This window comes from Ottowia thiooxydans DSM 14619 (assembly GCF_000422885.1).
Lineage (GTDB): Bacteria > Pseudomonadota > Gammaproteobacteria > Burkholderiales > Burkholderiaceae_C > Ottowia > Ottowia thiooxydans.
The window spans coordinates 247,169-265,749 of sequence record NZ_AUGX01000001.1 but is presented as its reverse complement, the minus strand read 5'-3'; the positions used below and the strand labels follow the sequence as shown (position 1 = coordinate 265,749).

The window sequence follows — 18,581 nt, the reverse complement described above, 5'->3', positions numbered from 1 at the left end:
TCAATGCTCGGTTCCGAGGTAGGCCGCGCGGACCTTGGGGTCTTGCTGGACGTGGGCCGGTGTTCCCTGAGTCAAAAGGGTTCCGAACTCCATCACCACCAGGTGATCACAGACCTGCATGACCAGATCCATGTCGTGTTCCACCAGCAAAATGCTCACGCCCTCTCGCTGCAATTGCCGCAATACGTCAGCGAGGGCCTGCTTCTCTTTGTGGCGCAGACCGGCGGCGGGCTCGTCGAGCAAGAGCAAAGCCGGGTCAGCACAAAGGGCGCGGGCGATTTCCATCAAACGTTGTGGGCCCATGGCCAGGTTGCCCGCTTGCTCGTGCAGGTGCTCGCCCATACCAATGCGCTCCAATTGGCGCTGGGCCTCGCGGAACAGGCGCTGTTCTTCACCTCGATTGGTGCGCAACATGGCCTGCAATACGCCCTTGGAGCCACGGGTGTAGGCGCCCAAGGCCACGTTTTCCAGTACCGTCATGTCGGCGATCATTTTCACGTGCTGGAACGTGCGGGCCATGCCCAGGCGTGAGATTTCCCGCGATGCCTTTCCGCCCACTGCCTGACCACGGAACAACACCTGTCCGCTGGTCATGCCCAATACGCCGGTAATGAGGTTGAAGGTGGTCGATTTGCCCGCGCCGTTGGGGCCGATCAAACCGACAATCTGGCCGGCCTGAATCTGAAAGCTGATGTCATTGACGGCCACCAGCCCGCCAAACTGCTTGCGGACTTTCTGCACATCCAGCACCACCTCGCCCGCACAGGGCTTGCTGCGCTCGTGCAGCGCGGCTGCCTCGGCCCAGTCCACCTTGCGTTGCTTGCGTGGCAATTGACGCTCCACCAGCGACCACAGGCCGTCTGGCAGGTATTTCAGCACGAGCACCATGGCGATACCCAACACGATGACCTCGTAGCTGCCACTGGTGCCGATGAGTTTGGGCAACAACACCTGCAATTGGTCGTCCAGCAGCTTGATCATGCCGGCACCGGCAATAGCGCCCCACACATGTCCCACACCACCCAGCACCGCCATGAACAGATACTCGATGCCCATCTTGATACCAAAAGCTGACGGGTTGACAGTGCGCTGGAAGTGCGCCAGCAACCAGCCTGCTACGGACGCGAACAACGCCGCCAATACGAAGATAGTGACCTTGTAGCGGAAGGTGTTGATGCCCATAGCCTCAGCCATCTGCGAGCCGTTCTTCAGGGCCCGGATGGCGCGGCCGGCCCGCGAATCCAGAAGGTGTATCAGGGCAAACGCCAGCGCCAGCAAAATGCTCCAGGTCAACACAAAAAAGGTGCGACCCTGCCCTATATCAAAGCCAGCGAGGGTAAGGCTCTTGATACCCAGTAACCCATCGTATTTTCCCAGCGCACTTAAGTTGCCCATCAGGTAATACAGCGATAGGCCCCAGGCAATAGTGGCCAGCGGCAGGTAATGGCCCGACATGCGCAGCGTGATGAAGCCCACCACCAGCGCACTGACGGCCGTGAAGGCCAGCCCGATGAACAGCGTGAGCCAGGGCGAAAACCCCAGATTGAGCGTAAACCAGGCAGTGGTGTAGGCACCAATGCCCACAAAGGCCGCCTGCCCAAACGATGTGAGTCCACCCACGCCAGTGAGCAGCACCAAGCCTAGCGAGGTCAGGCTGTAGAGGCCGATGTAATTGAGTTGCATCACCCAGAAATCAGGCAGGGGCAGCACCGCGATCAGCGGCACGGCGGCGATCAGGGCAACAAGCCCAGCTTTTCGGATGTCCATTTCAGTGATCCTCACCGGAATGCCTGCTGGTGATGGAGCGGATCAATAGGACTGGCAAAATCAGCGTGAACACGATCACTTCCTTGAAAGCGCTTGCCCAGAACGAACCGAAGGATTCAACGATGCCCACAAACAGCGCACCGATGAGTGCACCAGGGTAGCTGGACAAGCCAGCCATCACAGCAGCAACGAAGCCCTTCAGACCGATCAGGAACCCCGAGTCGTAGTACAACGTGGTGGTGGGGCCGATCAGCAAGCCCGAGAGCGCACCTAACAGCGCGGCCATGGTGAACGTGAGCTGGCCAGAGCTGTGGGTCGAAATACCCATCAGGCGCGCACCGGTACGGTTGACCGCGGTGGCACGCAGTGCCTTGCCCTTGAACGAACGCTCGAAGTACAGGTAAAACAGCACGATCAGCGCCACCGTGCTCAGCCCGATGATGATGGTCTGACCGCTCAGGGTGAGCGGGCCAAACTGGCCCCGGTAATTCCAGAAGCTAGGGTTGCGGAAACCCTCGGCACCGAAGAACAGCAGGCCCAGGCCAGTCATGGCGAAATGCACGCCTACCGACACAATCAGCAGCACCAGCGGCGTGGCGTCTTCAAGCGACTGATACGCCACACGATAGACCAGCGGACCAAAGGCCGTAACCACCGCCACAGACAACAAGGCCTGTGCCACCAGTGGCCACTGTTGCGGTGCGGCCCACATAGTGAGTAACGACACGGCCACAGGGGCCATCAACGTTTTGAGTGCGGAACGGGTGGCATGGCCGGCGTGGCCGTGATGCCGGAAGCGGGACACCCACTCCATAGCGGCCGCAACGCCAGCCACAATGAGCAACAACCAAACCGTACCCGGCGTCTTGCCACTTTGCAACATGGCGAGGGTGAGAGCCCCATAAGCGACAAACTCGCCCTGCGGAATGAAGATGATGCGCGTGACGGTGAACACGAGCACCGTGGCAAGGCCCAGCAACGCATAGACGGCGCCATTGGTTACGCCGTCCAAAAAGAGGATGCTGGCGATCGTGAAGTCCATGGGATGGTTTTGGTCTTTCAGGAGAAAAGGAACCGCGCCGGCGTGGCCTGGCCACCGGGGCGCAGACGAACTTGGCGCGGCTGAACTCGAAACAAAAACTTATTGCTCGACCTTGAACTTACCGTCCACGATCTTCAGCATCACCCCAGTTTCGCTGGTGTAGCCCCAGTGATCGGTGGGTGTCCAGTTCATAACGCCCCATGACAGGATGGTTCGGCCCATGGTTTCTATGCTGTCACGAAGCGCGGCGCGAAACTCAGGTGTGCCCGGCTTGGCTTTTTTAAGCGCCATAGGCACTGCCTTTTCCAGCACCACTTGCACATCGTAGATCTGGCCTGCAAAGGGATTTCGAGAGTTAGGCCCATAAGCCTTCTCGTACTTCTGCACGAAATCTACAGCCACTGCTTTTGAAGGGTGCGTATCAGGCAGTTGCTCAGCAAGCACAGTGGGGCCCGAGACCACGAATGCGCCCTCCACGGCCTTGCCGCCAACGCGCATCAGGTCTTGTGTGACGGCTGCGTGAGTCTGGTAGATCTTGCCCTTGTAGTTACGATCAACCATGGCAACGTGGGGCATGGCGGCGCCAGTTCCCGTGGCCACGACCAATACTGCGTCGGGGTTGGCTGTAGTCAGTTTCAGCGCCTGCGGGGCCACACTTGAGTCGGTGCGTGCGAAGCGCTCGGTAGCCACAATCTTGATACCGGCCTTGGTCAACAGCGGAGTTAAATCCTGAAGCCACTGTTCGCCATAAGCATCAGCGTAGCCCAGGAAGCCCAGGGTCTTGACGCCCTGCTTGCGCATATGCTCGACCATGGGAAACGCCATCACCGCGCTGGACTGAGGCATACGGAACAGCCACTTGTCCTTGCCGGGGGGCAAAATCACAGGGCTCAGAGCCAGTTGAACGGTACCTGCCTCAGCGGTAATGACCGACATCGCAGCGGCCACTGGAGTGATGGTGGAGCCGAGGATGATGTCCACCTTGTCCTCGGTTACCAAGCGGCGCGTGTTGGCCGCTCCCTTTCCGGGGTCTGTGGCGTCATCGAGTATGAAAAGCTGAACGTTTTCACCAGCAATGGTCTTGGCGAACAGCTTGAGCTGGTTGTTCATCGGAATTCCCAGGCTGGAACCAGGGCCGGTGAGCGAAAGGACGACACCCACCTTGATGTCGGCTTGCGCGGCTGTGGCGGCCAGCGCTGCCACCGTAACAGCCAAGAGAGTTCGGATAGCTTGTATGGTCTTTATGGTTTTCACGGGCTTTGTCTCCTAAGTTAGTTGAGGGGGAAAGTGGTCTCGCGGGGAATCAACCACCGCACTTGGCGCGAATGTCCTCGGGTATGGGAATGGCCTTGATGCGATCGGGGTTCTCGGGCGGGTGCACGACAAAAGCGCGCGTCTCTGTGCCCTCGCAGAGCACCTCCTCGCCTCGCTTGACAACATGCTTCTGGATGAACACCTTTTCGCGCCATTCGATGACACTGGTATGCACTTGCAAGCGTTCGCCATAGGTGGCCGGACGCATGAATTTGGTATGAATCTCCAACAGCGGCGTGCCAACGATGCCACGCGTCTTGACCAACTCACGCCAGGGCGGAACACCACACGTGACGAAGAAGTTCAGAGACGAGGCGTCCATCCACTTCGAGAAGTTGGGAAAGAAAACAATGCCGGCCGGGTCGCAATCGCCGAACATCACATTCACTTCGTACACCACAGTCTTGCTCATTGGCTTAGTCTTTCAACGAGGCGCCAGGCGCAGCGCGCCGTCCAGGCGGATCACCTCGCCGTTGAGGTGGCCGTTGGTCACCACATGGCAAGCGAGTTCTGCAAACTCTTCGGGCTTACCCAGCCGCTTAGGGAAAGGGATGCTGGCAGCCAGCGATGCCTGTATCGATTCAGGCAAGGTGTTCATCAGCGGGGTAGCAAAGAGGCCTGGCGCCACGGTGCACACGCGGATGCCATGTTGCGACAGGTCACGCGCCATGGGCAGCGTCATGCCCACTACCCCGCCCTTGGAGGCGCTGTAGGCCTGCTGACCCACCTGGCCGTCGAACGCCGCCACAGACGCGGTAAACACCATGACTCCACGCTCGCCGTCTGCCATAGGCTCGGCCTTGGCGCAGGCTGCCGCGAACAGGCGGGCCACGTTGTAAGTGCCAACGAGATTGACGTTGACCACGCGGACAAAGTCTTCCAGTGGGGCGGGGCTGCCGTCCTTGGCGATGATGCGCCTGGCGCTTCCGATGCCGGCAATCTGCATGAGAATGCGTGCCGAGCCATGGGCTACGGCCGCGGCGTCTATGGCCGCCTGCACGCTATCGCCATTGGTCACATCGCACTCCACAGCCAGTGCAGTGCCAGTGCCGTGCGCAGCAATGATGGCGTCGGCCACGCGCCGAGCGTTGTCCATGTTGATATCGAGCACAGCAACCTTGGCGCCCTGGCGGGCTAGTTCGCGTGCAGTGGCTTCACCCAGGCCGGAGCCGCCGCCGGTGACCAGTGCTGCTTGTCCTTGAATAATCATTTGATCAGCTCCTTATTGGGGGTTCTCAATCAGCAGCGCAATGCCCTGCCCGCCGCCCACGCACGCACTTGAAATGCCCCAGCGCTGCTGGCTTCGGCGCAGCTCACGCGCCAAGGTGATGGTCAGTCGCACGCCCGTGGCGGCCAGAGGGTGACCAAGCGCGATGGCGCCGCCATTGACGTTGAGTTTGGACAGATCCAGCCCTAATTCGCGCCCGACAGCAAGGGTTTGCGCGCCTTGGGCCTCGTTGATCTCGAAGCGGCTGATCTGGTCTAGCGTCAGCCCGCAGCGCGACAGCAGCAGGCGGATGGCTGGCGCCGGCCCGATGCCCATGATCTCGGGCGGCACACCCACGACGGCGGCAGCCACCACACGTGCCAGTGGTTTCTTGCCGTAGGTCTTGGCATACGCGCCCGATGCGACCACCGCAGCTGCAGCTGCATCCACCAAGGCCGAGCTATTGCCACCGGTCTGTACGCCACCTTCATAGACGGGTCTGAGCTTGGCCAGTACCTCCACCGGAGAAAGGCGAGCGTGGGTGTCGGTGGCCAATTCGGTGGCCTTGCCCTGCAGCCGGATTCCACGCGGCTTGTAGCCTTCCAACTCGAACTTCTCGGTGACCACGGGCACGATCTCTCCAGCCAGAAAACCGCTTTCCTGCGCTGCGACAGCCTTGGCAAAGGAGCTGGATGCGAAGGCGTCCACCTCCTCGCGGGTAATACCGTACTTCTTGGCTAGATTCTCTGCCGTCTGGATCATGTTGATTCCGGCAGCGGGGTCTTGAAGCGCCTCCCACAGATAGTCCTTGAAACCCACCGGCGCGCCCAGCTTGAAGCCGGTCCGATGGTCGAAAGCGACGATAGGATTGCGGGTCATGCTCTCGGTGCCCACCACCAGCACGGCCTCGCAGGCGCAGCCCTGGATGTGTTCACCGGCCTGGCGGAACAGCTCAAATCCCGTCCCGCAGATGCGCTGCGCCATGATGGCCGGCACCTCCAGCGGCACGCCCGCGTACAGGCCGATGTGCCGCGGCAGGAAGAACTGGTCGAAATCTCCGGGCGACATATTGCCCGTGACCACCGAACCGATATGTTCCGCCGGCACATCAGCGCGGGCCAGTGCGGCCCGCGCAGCCTTGATGCCCAGGTCGGTAGGAGAGATGTGACCGAGGGCGCCGCAGTAGTCGACCATCGGAGTGCGGACCCCGTCGAGTATCACGACGTCATTAAATAGATTGAAGAAACCGTTGTCTTTCATTTCAACTTTCATGGAGAACCTGGTCGATTCCTGCCAACATGAGTGTTAGCGTCATAGTTACCGTGGGGCCAAGCCCTTGTGACCACATGACACCTGCTTGACGCCGAAGCCGGCAGGGGAAAATCAGTGCTGAGGCTTGACGATGTGGTGCAACCGGTCCTCGTGCAGAGCGGCCACGGTATCAGCCCGGTGTGTAAGCACCGCGCGCTGGTTAATAGAGCCCTTGTCGGTGATCTCGCCACGGTCGATAGTGGGCAGATCGGCCAACAGGCATAGGCGCGCGATTCGGTTGGCGCTGCCTGTCGCTGTCTTGGCAAGCTCGTTAGCCAGGTTCTGGAAGTAGGCCAGCACTGGTGCGCTCTCCAATACATCGTGGAAGGACGCATCCGCTGGCAGACCTGCCAGCTCGCGCACCTTGGGCGTAGGAAAAACCATGGCACCCACCTCCTTCAAGTTCAGGCCAGTCAGCACCACGTCCTGGATGTAGGGAGCGCCTGCGGCAATGATCCTTGCGCGCATAGGGCCCACGCTCACGAAAGTGCCGGTAGCAAGCTTGAAGTCCTCGGCGATGCGCCCGTCGAACTTCAACCCGAGATGGACATCGGTCTCATCGATCCACTTCACTGCATCACCCGTCTTGAAGAAGCCCTCCTCGTCGAAGGCATCCGCGGTTTCCTGGGGTGCGCGCCAGTAACCTGGGGTGATGTTGGGACCGCGAAAGCGCACCTCGGTCTTGCCATCCACATCTACTAGCTTGAGCTCCAACCCCGGAGTGGGTAAACCCAAATCACCCGCCCTCACATTGGGGCTGGTCACAAACAGGCCAAACGGTGCAGACTCCGTCATGCCCAGCCCGGACGCCATGACGACGCGCTGGCCAATCTCACGCTCCTCACTCTCGTACAGGCTGTCCCACACGGGCTGCGCCAGCGCCGCTCCGGCGTAGAAAAACATCTTCACACGTGACAGCAGCGTCTTGCGCAGCAAGTCGTCGGTCTTCATCGCATTGGCGATGGCCTCAAAGCCTATGGGCACGTTGAAGTACACGGTTGGCGCAATCTCGCGCAGGTTGCGCAAGGTCTCGTGCATCAGTGCAGGCGTAGGTTTGCCATCGTCGATGTACAACGTACCGCCTTGGTAGATCACCATTCCGAAGTTGTGGTTGCCCCCGAAAGTGTGATTCCAGGGCAGCCAGTCCAACAGCACCAGGGGTTGCTCTGCCACAACGGGCATGGATTGCGCTGCCTGCTGCTGATTGGCACACCACATACGCTGCGTGTTGATGACAGCCTTCGGCAGTTTCGTGGACCCGCTGGTAAAGAGAAACTTGGTGATGGTGTCCAGCCCTGTAGCGGAGATGGCCGCATCCACGTCGGGCGTTTCCGGCGTTCCGGCCAGTTCGGCGAAGCTGGTGCTATCCAAACCTTCAAGGCGGCCTTGTGCCAACACGATTTCCACACCATCACTGGCGACGGCGTGCAGGGCCTTGCCATAGAGAGTGGCGTCACTGGCAAACAGCATCCCGGGTGTGGTGGTGCGCAGCACGTGCTTGAGCTTTTCGTAATCGGTGCTGATCAGCGAATACGCGGGGGAAGCAGGCACATGAGGAACACCCGCCACCATGCAACCCAAAGCCAAAAGCGCATGCTCAAGGCTGTTTTCAGACAATATGGCCACCGGGCGCTCAGCGCTGAGCCCTCGGTTGATCAGGCCTTGAGCAATGCGGCGTGCTGTAGCCCATGCCTCTGCGTAGCTGATGTGGCGCCACTCACCCAGTGCGGGTTTGCCGTCAACACCCACGATAGGCTGACGACGTGCCATCCAGGTACGGTCGGGGACGGTTTCGGCCCAATGGCGCAGGAGGTCTGTCAGGCGATTTTTATAGGGCTGCAGTTCTTGGTCAGCGCGCAGGTAGTGCGTGCCATTGGGGCCGTCGCGCAACACGGCGGTGGTTACACCAAAGGCCATCGGTCGGAAGGCGGGAGTGCTCATCTTGTCTCCTGGAATTTTCTACGTTGACCCGGCTTCATCCCTTCTGCACCTTGGCGGCCTTGCCTTCCAGGAATGCGCGCACGCGCTCCTTGGCTTCAGGTGTGGCCTGGGCAATGGAGGCCATCAGCGCTTCAGTAAAGAAGCCGTGGTCAGCAGACTGCTCGGCGATGCGCGGCAGTGCGTGCATCAGCGCGTAGTTTGTCAATGGCGCGTTGGTGGCAATTTGCGTGGCCAGCGCCAGTGCCTTGTCCAGCGCCGTGCCCGCGGGCACAAGGTACTGCGCCAAGCCCACACGCTCGCCGTCCGCAGCGTTGTAGACACGGCCGGTCAGCATCATGTCGGTCATGCGCGCCACACCGATCAGCTTGGGGATGCGCACCGAGCCGCCGCCACCCACAAAGATGCCACGAGTGCCTTCAGGGAGTGCAAAAAATGTGGTCTCGTCGGCCACGCGGATGTGGCAGGCACTGGCCAACTCCAAGCCCCCGCCCACCACCGCACCGTGCAACGCGGCGATCACCGGCACCGGGCCTTCCTGCACCTGGGTTAGCGCGTTATGCCACGAGCGTGAGTGGTGTACGCCTGCTCCTGCATCGCGTTCCTGCAGTTCAGATAAATCCAGGCCGGCACAGAAATGTTCGCCTTCGCCGTGGATGACGGCGGCGCGCGCTTCGGCCGGTAGATTCTGGAAAACGTCGCGCAGAGCGAAGATGAGCTTGTCGCTCAACGCGTTACGCTTGGCTGGCCGGCTCAGACGAATGACCGCAACTGAGCCCCGCATATCGAAGTGAACGAGCTTGTCTTTACTGTTTGATGTGGGCGGTTGGCTCATTGAGTCTCTTGTTCATTTCTAGAAAAAAATCAAAGACATTTTGATATCAGAACTTCAATACAACATCTTCACCAGACGAGAAGAAAACGGTTCGTTCAGAGAAAAGGCAGCCATCCATTCATACCAAACGGATACTCAAAACGATTACTCAATCCACTTTCAAGCCAATGGCCTCTACAAGTTCGCGGTACTTGAGTCGCTCGGCTTGCATCATTTTTTGCACCTCATCTGGAGCACCAGGCAATGGCAACATGTGAAACTCTGCCAACCGCGCTTTAGCCTCCGGAGAGCGAAGAACTTTATTCAACTCGGTGTTCAAGGTGCTCACAGTTTCGGGCGGAAGACCAGCCGGGCCAAAAATCGCAAACCACGATGTCAAGTCAAGGTCACGGTGCGCATCCCTCAGCAAAGGAACTGTGGGGAAGCGCTCCTTCGCTCCAGGTCCACTGGCGGCAAGCAATACCAAGCGCCCGCTTTCGATGAGAGGCACTGCTTCGGCGGAACCAATCACCATGGCATCGACATCACCCGCCATCACTCCTTGCAGGCCCGGGGATGTGCCCTTGTAAGGCACATGGGTCATCTGCAAACCTAGACGATTAGCGGTCATGGCCATGATCAAATGCGTTGGGTGCGCGGAGCCACCAGACGCATAGGTTACGGATTGGGGCTTGGACTTGGCCCGCTGAACCAACTGGTCCAGGGTTTTGATCCCGCTCTTCGGGTGCGTGACCAGCACGACCGACACCTTCCCCAATAGTGCAATTGGCTGGAAATCCGTCTCCACGTTGTACGGAGACCGTTGGTAGACAAACTGATTAACCACCATCACGGTGTCCGGAGTCAAGAACAGTGAACGGCCATCTGGCGCCGCTTTGGCCACTGCGCCTGCAGCCAACATGCCATTCGCTCCTGGCTTGTTTTCTACAAACACCTTCTCTGATAAGGCTTCACTGAGCTTCAGGGCAAAAAAGCGCGACAAGGTATCCGACAAACTGCCTGGTGGCCCCCCCACAACAACGCTGATTGGCCCCGACGGGTACTTCGTATTTGCGTGGACCAGACCCGCGGACCCCAAAGCGGCCGAAAGTGCGGCGGATAGTACAACCCGACGCCGAATTACGTGCTGTTTTTGATTTGATCGATTCATTACATTGTCTCCTGAAGCTCAGAAAATTTATCGATTATTTATTAATTTGCAATGTCGATCGACATTTCCCCCAGCCCCTGAATAACGGACAACATACGGTCACCCGGCTGCACCGGACTCACTCCAGCTGGGGTGCCCGTCATGATGACATCTCCAGGCATCAGCGTATACATTGCTGACGCGTATTCAATCAAATGTTGAACATTGAAAATCAGATAACTTGTATTTGATTTTTGCCGAACTTCACCGTTAACTGAAATCGAAAAATCCAAGGCATTAGGATCTTGAATTTCGTCAGCAGTCGTGATCCAGGGGCCTATTACCCCGAATGTATCTGCTGACTTTCTAAATCCCGGAAACTCAGGACCACGCACCGTCATGTCAAGTGCAATGCAATACCCAAAAACGTAGTCAAGCGCTTGGTCACGAGAAACCCTGCGGCATTGCTTTCCAATGATGACACCCAGCTCGACCTCATGGTCTGTTCTTCTATCGGCGAACGGAATTTGCACCACACCATCTGGCCCCAACAGCGAAGTTGGAGCTTTAATGAACAACCCCAACTTATCCATGGAGGTGTATTGCTTACCGTGGTTGATCTGCTTATCTATATTCGCTTCATCGATATGATCCTTGTAATTCACCGGCGCGCCAATGATTTTCCCAGGATTTGCTACCGGCGCGCGTAATGTGACATCGGCCAAGGCAAGTGCCTTAACTGAAGGCAAAAATCCATCAATCTCATTGCGAATTTCACCAAAATTCCCAATGATCCAGTCATACGCAGGGTAAGGCCAACCGGGCTTTCCGAAGCGATCAAACAGCGGCGTAATGTCATAGACCTCGTTGTCTTTAATAATACCGATGCGGTTTTCATTGAAACGACAGACTTTCATGAACCAAGTTCCTTTTCTAAATTATTTATCCGAGTTGTTCGCGATACAAACCTAGCTTCTCATGCACGGGGCGGTCCGAGTACGCGAATATCACCGCATCCTCTGTGTCTCCTGCGAGAGCTCGCCAGCGCCGCCATCCAGGCACCACAAAAACATCGTTGGGTTGAAGCAAGACCGGCACCTCACCATCAATTTCGATGGTGGGCGTTCCCTCGACAACAGTCAGCACAACGCTATCGGTAGAACGTGTATGGAGCGGCTTCCAGCGCTTCGGTAAACATTGCATCCATGCCCCGATTGAAGGCATTGCCCAATCGCCATTCAGCGGATTGGCATAACGCACCACCGCTCCTCGGTACTCATCAATTTCCCCCGCGCTGACCAGTTGCTCCAACGATTCGCGCGTGCGCTCGTAGGGATAGCTAAAGATGGGAGAAGTTGAGCCCGCATCTCGGCGCTCCAGCGGAAGCAGCCCGTTGCCGTAGCGGTGGAACACCTGCTCGGCACTACCGCGAGCGGGAAATCGAACGGCTTCGTGCTCTTCCCGAAACCCTGCCTGCAAAAAACTGACCAGTGGTACGTCCAGTCCATCCAGCCACATGACCGGACCATCGCCATCGTTACCGTGATCGTGCCATTTCCAGGAGGGCGTCACGATGAAGTCCCCCCGTCGCATATCGGCGCGCAGGCCATCGACAGAGGTGAAGCCGCCCTCGCCTTCCAGAACAAACCTCAGTGCTGACTGACTGTGCCGGTGGGCTCTGGCTGACTCACCTGGATGAATAAGTTGCAGTCCGGCATAAAGCGTGTCAGTGACCTGACGGCGCCCAACAATTCCGGGGTTGCACAACATCAGAACCCGGCGTTCCGCTTCTTCGGCACTGATGAGTTCACCAGCAGCCAATAGCTGTGGCCGCAACTGAGCCCAGCGCCATACATTTGGCACTGCGTTGCTCCGGGGTTGCGGAGGAACCAGGGTGGCCAGCACATCCCAGAGCGGTGCCGCATTCAGCGCCGACAACTGCTGTCTGAAGCGGTCAGGTGCAATGCCGGTGGTCGTCATGCAAGAGCCTCCGCCGAACGGCCATCAGACTTCTGCACAGTCAAGGGCATTCCTGACATCGGATCACCATCCCAGATCCAGGATAGACAGTCGTAGAAGCTCTGATCCGTGCGCTCTTTCAGTTCGGCATTGCGTACTTCCCGGGCAATGCCTTCAGCGTGGTAGAACTCCCAAAGGTGGCGTGAACCAAGCTGAATGCGCGCGCTACGAACGAGCCTTCGCTTCGGGTACTCCGCAAAGGCCTTCTCAAAATCACCGCCGCTGTCGTTCACCAATCCGGCCAAGCAAACAGCATCCTCAACGGCCATCCCGGCACCTTGCCCATACGACTGTAAAGTCGGATGAACGGCATCGCCTAGCAGCGTGACGCGCCCGCAACTCCACGTGCGGAATGGATCGCGGTCTGCTAATGGCCATCGCTTTTGCAAGTCCATCAGCTCAATCACCTTCTTCAGCGAAGGATGTGCTGCGCCATAAACCTGCTGGACTTGGGCGACATACTGTTTTGGGTCTTCTACCCCTGGCGCAGGATTTCGAAAAACAGCGACCGCATTGAACACTGTTCCTTGATTAAGTGGGTAGTGCACCACGTGGTAACCCGGTCCAGACCACAACACCACATCTTGCAAGTGCGGCAGGCCAGCAGGCGTTTGCGACATCGGCATCACCGTACGGTGCGCTACGTAGCCTGTATCGCGAGGGGCTGTCTCACCTTGAATCAACGCGCGGATGCGACTCTTGACGCCATCCGCACCGATCAGTGCACTGCCCTCGAATCGCCGCCCATCTGTGGTTGTAACGGACACCCCGTCTTCGCCTTCGTCACGGAAATTGTCGACCTGCGAGTTGACTATCAACTCAACTCCTTCTTGTCTGCTGCAGGCTTCGAGCAGGATGTCGTGGATCGCCGAACGGTGGATGACAATGTAGGGCTCACCAAATCGCTGGATGTACGCCTCTCCGTTTAGCGGGATGCGCAGCAGCACGTCGCCGCTTTCAGCGTCTGGCATCACCAGAGACTGCGGGTAATCACATGCTGCCTTGACGATGGAAGCCAGCCCGAGTTGGCTGAAAGCTTTCAGCACGTTGGGCCCCAACTGGATGCCATAGCCGATCGGTGCGATCTCTGGCGCTTGCTCAAGTACCTGAACGCAATGCCCGGCCTGGCCCAGGGCGAGGGCCACGCTGAGCCCACCTAGGCCACCACCGGCAACGATCACTGGTTTGTCTTTCGCGGCTTTCAAGGAATCTCCGTTTGTTGATATACGCAGCGGGAAACTGGTTGCCTGATGATCAAGTTTGCTGGATCATTCGTCAATTACATGGAGCTTATAGTGACGATCCAAATAATAGATAACAGGCAACTCGACCTCAACCTCCTGGTCGTCTTCGAGGCATTGCTGCGCCACCGAAATGTCACGGCAGCCGGGAAAGAGTTGGGTCTGAGTCAACCCGCCGCAAGCTATGCCTTGCGGCGCATGCGCCTCGCCTTCGAGGACCCACTGTTCGTCCATGTGAGTTCGGGTATGGAGCCCACGCCGCGCGCTCTCGCTATGGAGGACACCGTGCGCGACGTCCTGATGCGCATCCGCACCGACCTCTTGAGTTCGTCAAACTTCGATCCCACGAAGTCTCAACGGGAGTTCTGCATTGCCACAAGTGACGTGGGTGAAGCCTTCTTCGTACCCCGCATCGTGGGGGCGCTCCAAAAGTTTGGCCCTCGGTTGCGGGTGCGCGTGGCCTCTCCCACGCCCGAAGCTCTGGAACAACAATTGGCATCCGGAGAAATCGATCTGGCGATGGGCCACTACCCCGATCTGATCGGCGCCGACTTCATCCAGCAAGCACTTTTCACCAGTCACTTCGTGGTGATCAGCAGATCCGGCCATCCTCACGTCAACGGCAAACTCACCATGAGCCGCTTTCTGAGCGCGCCACAGGTGGATGTCGCAACACCGGGCCGCAGCGGCGAGATCATTTTGCGACATATGGCGGAACGCAAGCTTGAGCGTTACGTTCCGCTCAAGGTCTCGCGCTTCATGAGCCTTCTTGAGATTGTTTCGCAAACCGACCTTATTGCTATCGTGCCCCGGGAAGTGGTTCAGCTCTTCCACAAGTCGCAGGACTTGGAAGTACATCCACTGCCGTTCAAGTCACCGACGTTTCGCTTACGGCAGCACTGGCATAAGCGCTTCCACGATGATGCGGCGAGCAAATGGTTTCGCGAAACGATGCACGAGTTGTTCAACAAACAAGACGAGATTTCATGAAGCGTTCAGTGTTTTGGCCTCATCCTCGAACTAACCGCAACTTATGAAGCTCCGACAACTTGAAGTTCTCCACGCGATCCTCCAGACGGGATCCATCACGCAAGCAGCCAGGCTGCTGCACGTGTCCCAGCCTTCGGTCAGCACCATACTTCAGCATTGCGAAGCGCAGCTCGGCGTCGCGCTGTTCGTAAGAGCTGGAGGACGCCTGAAACCCACACCTGAGGTGGAGCGCTTGTTTCCCGATATCCGCGCCGTGTTTCTCGGTGTCGAGCACGTCACGCGTCGCGCGAAGGCGCTGGCGTCTGGTCGAAGCGGCGAACTTGCCGTTGCAGGCACATTGGCACTGGCTACGGGCCATCTGGTGAACGCCATCGCACATATTCGAAGCGCAAGCCCTGAAGTCTGTGTGACGCTTCAAGCCCTCCAAACTCCAGAACTCATTGCCCGAGTAGCTGCGCGCGAGTTCGATGTGGGTGTCTGCTATGGCCCGGTGGCTCACGACGGGGTAGAAGTGGAACAGGTGACTACCGGTGAGCTCATGTGTGTGCTCCCTGAAGCGCACCCCCTCGCAAGCAAAAAGACGATTTCACCTGCCGATTTGGCCCATGAATCCTTGGTTACCTACGACCCGCAGGACAACCTGCGCGGCAAGGTAGACCGTCTCTTTTCCGGCTCGGGCCATGTACCCAACATCGGCGTGCAGGTTGGGCAGACGCTAACCGCTATTCGATTGGTGCAGTGCGGCGCCGGCATTGGGATTGTCGAGCCGTTTTACTTTGCTGCCATGCGCCCGGCCGGACTGGTTGCGCGCCCCCTGCGTCCGAAGCAGCAACTCGTGGTGGTTGCCGTGACGCCCTACGGTCAGGTGCGATCGCGCGCCACAGAGGACTTTTTGGTGGAGCTGAGAAAGCTGACCAAACGCTGAAATCCATAATTTTTCTTTAGTATCACCCCAAATATTCGTAATAGATTTCCTTTGAGTGGAGGACTATTCTCGTAGTGTGACTACCCAACAAAAACTACCCACGAGTCCTCTCGAACGGCTCGTAGACCCGTTCAACACACTTCGGCCGCTCTCGGTCCCCGGAACCGAGCCCGGAGGTCAGATGCATCTCCTGGCAGCGCTTCAGGACCAGGGGCTGGGCCATATTGAACGCTTGCCGGTGTCACTTCGAATGCTGCTTGAGACCATGCTACGCCACTGCGACGGCATTCGTGTGCTTCCCGAGCATGTCCGTGCGTTGTGTGGCTGGACACCCACTGGCGCGCGAACCCAAGAGCTACCGTTTGTCCCGGCAAGGATCTTGTTGCAGGATCTCAACGGCGTTCCGTTGATCGCAGATTTGGCAGCCATGCGGGATACCGCTCAGGCCAACGGTTGGCCTGCCTCGCTTATAGAGCCGCAGGTTCCTGTGGACCTGGTCGTAGACCATTCGGTGCAAGTTGATCACCAGGGCAACAAGCAGGCGCTGGCACTCAACATGTCCACTGAATTCGAGCGCAATGCCGAGCGCTTCATGTTCTTGAAGTGGGGCGAGCGTGCGTTTCGCGGAGTCAACGTGGTCGCGCCAGGAATTGGCATCTGCCATCAAGTCAACCTGGAACGTCTCGCCACAGGAGTCTCTTGCACCAATGGCATCTATCACCCTGACTCCGTCGTCTGCCCCGACTCACACACCACCATGATCAACGGCCTGGGCATCCTGGGCTGGGGCGTCGGCGGTATTGAGGCCGAAGCAGGCATGCTCGGCCAACCCATCTTCCTGCTGACACCCAACGTGGTCGGCGTGGAGCTCTGCGGCGAGTTGCGCCCTGGAGTCACATCCACCGATGCGGTCCTGGCGATCACCGAGAGGCTTCGCAAGGAGAAAGTGGTTGGTGACTTCGTCGAATTCATTGGAAAGGGAGCCGCTGGGCTGTCAGTGCCTACACGTGCCACCATCGCCAACATGGCGCCAGAGTACGGTGCATTCATAGGCTTCTTTCCCCCGGACGAAAAAACCCTTAGCTACTACGCGGACACCGGGCGCGCTACTGAACATGTGCAGGCCTACTTGATGCAACAAGGCTTGCTCGGTATTCCGTCCGCCGAACAGATCGACTACACACGGGTAGTGCGTATCGACTTGAGCGCGGTCGTGCCCAGCGTTGCAGGTCCTCGCCGCCCCCAGGACCGGATCGAGCTGAGCAGGTTGCCAGAAGGGTTCGCTGCATTTTTGCAAGAACTTAACCCCCTCCCCGCCGGTAACCGCCCCAAAGGCTGGGTGGAATCGGCGAGCTCATCGAGGATATTGCCCGATGGGGCACCCGAACTTCATCATGGAGATCTGCTGCTCGCGGCAATCACCTCCTGCACCAACACATCCAACCTGACAGTGATGGTGGCCGCAGGTTTGCTCGCCCGAAATGCAACCTCACTCGGCTTGAATGTTCCCAAGCATGTCAAGACGTCAATGGCTCCGGGATCGCGGGTCGTCACAGCGCTACTGGAGAAGGCCAAGCTTCTTGCATCGTTGGAGAAACTGGGTTTCGCTGTGGTTGCTTATGGATGCACGACCTGCATTGGAAACTCGGGCCCCCTGCCTGCGTCAATCGAGACGTTTGTCGCAGATAACGACATCGTCGCGTGCTCTGTTCTCTCCGGAAATCGGAATTTTGAAGGCCGTATCCACGCAAGTATTCGAGCCAACTATTTGGCTTCACCTCCTCTGGTTGTTGCGTTCGCACTTGCCGGGCGCATGGACATCGACCTGACCACTCAGCCGGTTGCGCACTCGCCCACTGGTAAACCTGTGTATTTGCGCGAGCTTTGGCCCAGCGACGAGGAGATTGACCGGGTGATTCGCTCAATGGTCTCACCGGAGATGTTCCTCGACGCCTACACACTCACTGCCGAGAAGGTTGGGCCATGGGCTGACATTAAAGCTCCCGAGGGGGACATTTACCAATGGCCAGAATCCCACTACATCGTACGACCACCATTCTTCGATGACTTCGATACCGAACCTCCCAAGCGTGCACCACTTGCCGGTGCGCGCGCACTCGGCATCTTTGGTCATTCGCTGACCACGGACCATATCAGTCCGGCGGGCTCAATCCCTTCCGCTTCAGCAGCGGGCACTTACCTGCAATCCCTGGGAATCACGCAGCATGATTTCAACGGATACGGAGCGCGCAGAGGCAATCATGAGGTCATGATTCGGGGGACGTTCGCCCACGCTCGCATAAAGAACCTGGTCGTACCGCGACGGGCTGATGGATCGTTCCAGGAAGGCGGCTACACGGTGCTGCAACCAACGCGCTCCGTGACCTCCATCTTTGACGCCGCGATGGCCTACCACGAGAGTGGTACTCCAGCGTTCGTGTTTGGCGGCCAGGAATATGGCACCGGGTCTGCGCGAGATTGGGCAGCCAAGGGCACCAAACTGCTGCACGTAGCAGCCGTCATTGTGAGCAGCTTTGAACGTATCCATCGGCTGAACCTGGTGTTGATGGGCGTGATGCCGTTGGAGTTCGCAGAAGGGCACAGCGCCGAATCCCTCGGGCTGACCGGCAACGAGACATTTGACCTGCTTGGCTTGGAAAGCCTGAGCCCGCGCCAAGCCGCGCTGCTTAACATCCGATACGAAGACGGCCGAACAGCCTCTGCTCCGCTGGTGCTTCGTCTGGACACCCCCATTGAGGTTTCGTACTACCTGCACGGAGGCATCACACCCTACGTGCTGCGACAAATGTTCTCACGACAGCAACGCTGATCTCATCTAGCACCTATACCAACAGGAGACAAC

The 18,581-nt window shown here is 58.4% G+C and carries 15 protein-coding genes; 3 read left to right on the top strand and 12 right to left on the bottom strand.

The window, feature by feature from the left end; genetic code table 11:
* The 12 genes from G518_RS0101395 to G518_RS33410 all read right to left on the bottom strand — a co-directional run bounded on the left by G518_RS0101395 (window position 1) and on the right by G518_RS33410 (window position 13,767).
* A complete protein-coding gene (locus G518_RS0101395) occupies window positions 1–1,767 on the bottom strand; it encodes a branched-chain amino acid ABC transporter ATP-binding protein/permease (RefSeq protein ID WP_028600990.1) in 1,767 nt (588 codons plus the stop codon).
* A 1-nt stretch (window position 1,768) separates the two neighbouring features.
* Window positions 1,769–2,809, bottom strand: coding sequence for a branched-chain amino acid ABC transporter permease (locus G518_RS0101390; protein ID WP_028600989.1), 1,041 nt, complete (start codon window positions 2,807–2,809; stop codon window positions 1,769–1,771).
* Between the two features lie 99 nt (window positions 2,810–2,908).
* Complete coding sequence (locus G518_RS0101385) at window positions 2,909–4,054, bottom strand: ABC transporter substrate-binding protein (protein WP_425414275.1); 1,146 nt, start codon at window positions 4,052–4,054, stop codon at window positions 2,909–2,911.
* Window positions 4,055–4,112: 58 nt separating this feature from the next.
* Window positions 4,113–4,535 carry an acyl-CoA thioesterase gene (locus tag G518_RS0101380; RefSeq protein WP_028600987.1) on the bottom strand — a complete coding sequence of 141 codons (423 nt, stop codon included), beginning with the start codon at window positions 4,533–4,535 and terminating at the stop codon, window positions 4,113–4,115.
* Window positions 4,536–4,547: 12 nt separating this feature from the next.
* A complete protein-coding gene (locus G518_RS0101375) occupies window positions 4,548–5,333 on the bottom strand; it encodes an SDR family NAD(P)-dependent oxidoreductase (protein ID WP_028600986.1) in 786 nt (261 codons plus the stop codon).
* Between the two features lie 12 nt (window positions 5,334–5,345).
* On the bottom strand, window positions 5,346–6,590 hold the full coding sequence (locus G518_RS0101370) for a thiolase family protein (protein ID WP_028600985.1): 1,245 nt from the start codon (window positions 6,588–6,590) through the stop codon (window positions 5,346–5,348).
* Between the two features lie 123 nt (window positions 6,591–6,713).
* Entirely contained in the window at window positions 6,714–8,582 is a 1,869-nt protein-coding gene (locus tag G518_RS0101365; protein ID WP_028600984.1) for a feruloyl-CoA synthase, read from the bottom strand.
* 34 nt (window positions 8,583–8,616) lie between these two features.
* Window positions 8,617–9,414: a crotonase/enoyl-CoA hydratase family protein gene (locus G518_RS0101360; protein ID WP_051235800.1), complete on the bottom strand. Its 798-nt coding sequence runs from the start codon at window positions 9,412–9,414 to the stop codon at window positions 8,617–8,619.
* A gap of 148 nt (window positions 9,415–9,562) precedes the next feature.
* Complete coding sequence (locus tag G518_RS33415) at window positions 9,563–10,564, bottom strand: Bug family tripartite tricarboxylate transporter substrate binding protein (RefSeq protein WP_084651309.1); 1,002 nt, start codon at window positions 10,562–10,564, stop codon at window positions 9,563–9,565.
* A gap of 41 nt (window positions 10,565–10,605) precedes the next feature.
* Complete coding sequence (locus tag G518_RS0101350; RefSeq protein WP_028600982.1) at window positions 10,606–11,460, bottom strand: fumarylacetoacetate hydrolase family protein; 855 nt, start codon at window positions 11,458–11,460, stop codon at window positions 10,606–10,608.
* Window positions 11,461–11,485: 25 nt separating this feature from the next.
* Window positions 11,486–12,523: a cupin domain-containing protein gene (locus G518_RS0101345; protein WP_028600981.1), complete on the bottom strand. Its 1,038-nt coding sequence runs from the start codon at window positions 12,521–12,523 to the stop codon at window positions 11,486–11,488.
* Window positions 12,520–13,767 (bottom strand): FAD-dependent monooxygenase, encoded by a 1,248-nt coding sequence (locus tag G518_RS33410; RefSeq protein ID WP_036593156.1) that lies wholly within the window; start codon window positions 13,765–13,767, stop codon window positions 12,520–12,522. The genes G518_RS0101345 and G518_RS33410 overlap by 4 nt, the downstream gene beginning before the upstream one ends.
* A 90-nt stretch (window positions 13,768–13,857) precedes the next feature.
* Here G518_RS33410 and G518_RS0101335 point away from each other — a divergent pair, with 90 nt between their 5' ends.
* The 3 genes from G518_RS0101335 (at window position 13,858) to acnA (ending at window position 18,548) form a co-directional block, all read left to right on the top strand.
* Window positions 13,858–14,793 (top strand): LysR family transcriptional regulator, encoded by a 936-nt coding sequence (locus G518_RS0101335; protein WP_169457883.1) that lies wholly within the window; start codon window positions 13,858–13,860, stop codon window positions 14,791–14,793.
* Window positions 14,794–14,836: 43 nt separating this feature from the next.
* Entirely contained in the window at window positions 14,837–15,718 is an 882-nt protein-coding gene (locus G518_RS33405) for a LysR family transcriptional regulator (protein ID WP_051235794.1), read from the top strand.
* Between the two features lie 181 nt (window positions 15,719–15,899).
* Window positions 15,900–18,548 (top strand): aconitate hydratase AcnA, encoded by a 2,649-nt coding sequence (gene acnA / locus G518_RS33400; protein WP_084651306.1) that lies wholly within the window; start codon window positions 15,900–15,902, stop codon window positions 18,546–18,548.
* Window positions 18,549–18,581: the final 33 nt, after the last annotated feature.

What these genes read in the sequence shown, in the direction of transcription:
- G518_RS0101395 (WP_028600990.1), bottom strand. Translation starts at nt 1,767, where the DNA reads ATGGACATCCGAAAAGCTGGGCTTGTTGCCCTGATCGCCGCCGTGCCG.
- G518_RS0101390 (WP_028600989.1), bottom strand. Translation starts at nt 2,809, where the DNA reads ATGGACTTCACGATCGCCAGCATCCTCTTTTTGGACGGCGTAACCAAT.
- G518_RS0101380 (WP_028600987.1), bottom strand. Translation starts at nt 4,535, where the DNA reads ATGAGCAAGACTGTGGTGTACGAAGTGAATGTGATGTTCGGCGATTGC.
- G518_RS0101375 (WP_028600986.1), bottom strand. Translation starts at nt 5,333, where the DNA reads ATGATTATTCAAGGACAAGCAGCACTGGTCACCGGCGGCGGCTCCGGC.
- G518_RS0101370 (WP_028600985.1), bottom strand. Translation starts at nt 6,590, where the DNA reads ATGAAAGACAACGGTTTCTTCAATCTATTTAATGACGTCGTGATACTC.
- G518_RS0101365 (WP_028600984.1), bottom strand. Translation starts at nt 8,582, where the DNA reads ATGAGCACTCCCGCCTTCCGACCGATGGCCTTTGGTGTAACCACCGCC.
- G518_RS0101360 (WP_051235800.1), bottom strand. Translation starts at nt 9,414, where the DNA reads ATGAGCCAACCGCCCACATCAAACAGTAAAGACAAGCTCGTTCACTTC.
- G518_RS33415 (WP_084651309.1), bottom strand. Translation starts at nt 10,564, where the DNA reads ATGAATCGATCAAATCAAAAACAGCACGTAATTCGGCGTCGGGTTGTA.
- G518_RS0101350 (WP_028600982.1), bottom strand. Translation starts at nt 11,460, where the DNA reads ATGAAAGTCTGTCGTTTCAATGAAAACCGCATCGGTATTATTAAAGAC.
- G518_RS0101345 (WP_028600981.1), bottom strand. Translation starts at nt 12,523, where the DNA reads ATGACGACCACCGGCATTGCACCTGACCGCTTCAGACAGCAGTTGTCG.
- G518_RS33405 (WP_051235794.1), top strand. Translation starts at nt 14,837, where the DNA reads ATGAAGCTCCGACAACTTGAAGTTCTCCACGCGATCCTCCAGACGGGA.
- acnA (WP_084651306.1), top strand. Translation starts at nt 15,900, where the DNA reads ATGCATCTCCTGGCAGCGCTTCAGGACCAGGGGCTGGGCCATATTGAA.